Source organism: Streptomyces capoamus, from assembly GCF_014654935.1.
GTDB lineage: Bacteria > Actinomycetota > Actinomycetes > Streptomycetales > Streptomycetaceae > Streptomyces > Streptomyces capoamus.
Genome location: NZ_BNBF01000008.1, coordinates 69,256 through 73,009, shown reverse-complemented (window position 1 = coordinate 73,009; position 3,754 = coordinate 69,256). Strand labels below are relative to the sequence as shown.

Below are 3,754 nucleotides of genomic sequence, written 5' to 3'. Positions count from 1 at the left end.
GTGCGGGAGCCAGACCGCGTGGCGCTTCGTCCGTGCGGGGAGGTGGCGGGTCAGCGGGCCGTCCACCGCCATGCGGGGCAGCGGCCGGTAGGCGAAGGCCTGGTGGAACAGGTCCTGCCACAGCCCGCGCAGGGCACCCGCCGCCGCGCGGAACTCGGGGCTGCGCGGCTTGTACCGCTCGAACGCGCCGTCCGGCGGCGTCGGCTGCGTCTGGGTCGTCTGGGTCACGGGGACACGGTAGGCGCGGTCCGGATGCGCGGTCGTCCCCATGGAGAAGGGTTCCGGGAGGTCCCTCTCAGGTACTACGGCGCCGCCGATGACGTTCAGCGGGTGCCGGGCCGGACCACGCCCGACTCGTAGGCGAACACCGCCGCCTGGGTGCGGTCGCGCAGGCCCAGCTTGACCAGGATGCGGCCCACGTGGGTCTTCACGGTCTGCTCGGCCACGACCAGCCGCTCGGCGATCTCCGCGTTCGACAGGCCCTGCGCGATCAGCGCCAGCACCTCCGTCTCCCGCTCGGTGAGGTCGCCGACGCGCCGCTTGAGCGGGGCACGGCTTGCGCTGCCGCCCCCGTCGAGGCGGGAGAACTCGGCGAGGAGCCGGCGGGTGATGCCGGGGGCCAGGAGCGCGTCCCCCGCGGCCACCACCCGCACCGCCTCGGCCAGCTTCTCCGCGGAGGCGTCCTTGAGCAGGAAGCCGGAGGCGCCCGCCCGCAGCGCCTCGTACACGTACTCGTCCAGGTCGAACGTGGTCAGCACCAGCACCCTGACGGCGGGGTGGTCCTCGGTGATCCGGCGGGTCGCCTCGATGCCCCCCAGTTCGGGCATCCGGACGTCCATCAGCACCACGTCCGGCGCGAGTTCGGCGGTCCGGGCGATGGCGTCCCGGCCGTGCACCGCCTGCCCGACCACCTCGATGTCGGGCTGGGTGTCGAGCAGCACGGTGAAGCCCTGCCGCACCATCTCCTGGTCGTCGGCTATGAGGACCCGGATGCTGCCGGTACCGCTGGTCATGGGTTCTGGTCTCCTGTCGGGGGCTGGTTCGGCGGGGCCGGGGAGCCGTCGCCGGGGAGGAAGGCCGTGACGCTGAAGCCGCCGTCCGCGGTGGTCCCCGCGGTGACGTGGCCGCCGAGCATCGCCGCCCGCTCCCGCATGCCGAGCAGCCCGTGCCCGGCGCCCGGGGAAGGCGGGACGGGGCGCCGCGGCGGGGAGTTGCGCACCGACAGCCGCAGGCCGTTCGGCACATGCCCGATCTCGACGCCGACCCGGGACCCCGGCGCATGTCGCAGGGCGTTGCTGAGCGCCTCCTGCACGATGCGGTACGCCGACAGCTCCACCCCCTGGGCGTACGGCCGGACCTCGCCGGCGATGCTCGCGGTCACGTCGAGCCCCGCCGCCCGGGTGTTCTCGATCAGCGCGTCGAGCCGGTCCAGCGTGGGCTGGGGGGCGTCCGGGGCCGCTCCGGTGCCGGGGTCGCCCAGGCCATAGGGGTCGTCGGTGTTCTCCGAGCGCAGCACGCCGAGCACCCGGCGCAGTTCGGTGAGTGCCTCCAGGGCGTTGCCGCGGATGCCGGCGAGGTTCTCCAGCAGTTCCTCGGAGGGCTCCTGCACCAGGTGGGGCGCCACCTGCGCCTGGATGGAGATCACCGACATGTGGTGGGCGACCACGTCGTGCAGTTCCCGCGCGATCCGGCTGCGCTCCTCCAGCAGGGTGCGGCGGGCCCGCTCCTCGGCGGTGATCGTCGTCTGCTGGACGAGTTCGCTGCGGGCCTGCTGACGGCTGCGCAGAATGCCGCCGACCGCCGCGACGACGGCGAACAGACCGATGGCGACCGTGCCGGTGCCGGAGTAGTGCCCGGTCGCCAGGCCGGCTGCGAGGACGTAGGTCACCAGGGCGGTCACGGCGACCGCGGTCACCGTGCCGGCCGGCCGCACGCGCAGCGCGACGAGCAGCAGGACGGCCATGTGGGCCAGCAGCACGGGGGTCGACCACGGCCAGTCGGGGCCGGACGAGGTGAGGGACTCCAGGTGGGGGCGGGCCAGCAGGGCGGTGACGGTGGCGGCGGTCAGGGACACCGCCCAGGCGGGCAGGGGACGCCGGACGGCCAGGACGGCGGTGGCCGCCTGGAGGGACGTGGTGAGCAGGGCGACGGGGTAGGCGAGGCCGTACGTCTCGGAGACGTCGACGGCGCCGGCGAGGGCGATGGCCAGGGCCGCCCAGGCCAGGACGAGATAGATGAGGAGGCGGACCCAGCGGTACCGGGAGAAGGGCGGCGAGTGACGGCTGGGGGCCTCGCCCAGCCAGGCGCGCAGGCGCCGGCGGGGCCGCACGGTGTCCTCGGACGGGGGCCGCGGACCCTCGGCGGGCGTGGTGCTGGGGCTCGGGTCCGCGGGTGTCACGGCGCCAACCTTAGGCATGGTGGGCGGACTTCGTCGGCGGCAGATGGCGGTGCACCACCCGGGGCGGGCGGTTGCGGGGGCGGCGCGGGCCCTGTTCGTGGTGGCGGAAGGCCGCCCGGCACACGGCCAGCGCCAGCAGGAACAGGGGCAGCCAGGCGAGGCGGTACGCCACCCAGGCCGGGGAGTCGGGCGGGGTGTGCAGGCCGGGCAGGCGGCCCGCGAGGAGGCCCGTCGCCGTGACGGTCATCATGGCCGTCTGGTGCCAGAGGAAGATCGTCATCGCCGAGAGGTTGACGAGCGCCACCCCCGCCCACGCGAGCGGACGGGCCAGGACGCGGCGCAGCCGGTCGCGTAGCAGCAGCGCCAGCCCGCACTGGGCCAGGCCGAACGTGACGGCCGCCAGAGTCGGGGGGTTGAGGTTGGAGACGGCGCTGCCCGGGACGCCGACCATGGACGCCGGGTATCCCGCGCACCCGACGAGCAGCGCGGTGGCCGCCGTACCGCCGAGGAGCAGCGCCCACGCCGAGCGCCTGCTGTGCAGTTCGCCCCGGGCCCAGGCAGCGCCCAGGGTGAAGGGGACCAGCCAGCCGGCGGCCAGGTTGGTCCAGCCGAGCCAGGACGGGCCGAGGTGCAGGCCGAAGCGGAGCAGGTCCACGTGCAGGACGACGGTGAGCGGCCAGAGCGGGCTGAGGCGGGCGACAAGCGGGGTGAGGGCCGTCAGTGCGGCGAAGACCAGCAGGAACCACAACGGCGACAGCGCCAGCTTCAGCAGGCTGTGAAGGGTGGCCAGGGGAGTGCCGGTGAGCAGCAGGGCGGCTGCCGCCACCGTCCACAGGGTGAGGAGGACGGCGACCGGGCGCAGCAGCCGGGTCAGGCGGGCCCGCAGCCAGTCGGTGTAGGAGTCGCCTCGCGCGCGGGCCGAGGCCAGACCGCGGGCCGCCACGTGGCCGCCGACCAGGAAGAACACGGCCAGGGTCTGCAGCAGCCAGGAGATCGGGGCGAGCCGGGGCATGTGCCGCAACGGGCTCGCCGTGTGCAGGGCGCCGTCCTGCGCGACCAGGGCGGTGACCAGCCAATGGCCGAGGACGACGCCGAGGATCGCCACGGCGCGCAGGGCGTCGACCGCACGGTCGCGGGAGGCGGGGGTGGCGGCGTCCACGCGGTGTGCGGCCCGGTGGACCGCGCCCAGCGGCCGGTGCGGGGCACGGCGGACGGGGGCCGGCTCAGCCACGGGTGACCTCCGAGGGAGTGTCGAGGGTGATCCGGGCGAGGTTGGCGAGGGAGACCGAGCCCGGGGTGAAGTAGCCGCTGTGGTCGGCGCCGGCTGCGTCGAAGACCCGGGCGCCGAAGGCGGCG

General features: G+C 75.1%; 3 protein-coding genes and 1 pseudogene. All 4 read right to left on the bottom strand.

Annotated features, from left to right (window positions below; all coding sequences use genetic code 11):
- A pseudogene (locus IE312_RS40115) lies at positions 1–228 on the bottom strand (two-component sensor histidine kinase); the annotation flags it as partial.
- Between the two features lie 95 nt (positions 229–323).
- Positions 324–1,013 carry a response regulator gene (locus IE312_RS14920; protein ID WP_189981956.1) on the bottom strand — a complete coding sequence of 230 codons (690 nt, stop codon included), beginning with the start codon at positions 1,011–1,013 and terminating at the stop codon, positions 324–326.
- Positions 1,010–2,416: a sensor histidine kinase gene (locus IE312_RS14915; protein WP_189981954.1), complete on the bottom strand. Its 1,407-nt coding sequence runs from the start codon at positions 2,414–2,416 to the stop codon at positions 1,010–1,012. The genes IE312_RS14920 and IE312_RS14915 overlap by 4 nt, the downstream gene beginning before the upstream one ends.
- A complete protein-coding gene (locus IE312_RS14910; protein ID WP_189981952.1) occupies positions 2,409–3,629 on the bottom strand; it encodes an acyltransferase family protein in 1,221 nt (406 codons plus the stop codon). The genes IE312_RS14915 and IE312_RS14910 overlap by 8 nt, the downstream gene beginning before the upstream one ends.
- Positions 3,630–3,754: the final 125 nt, after the last annotated feature.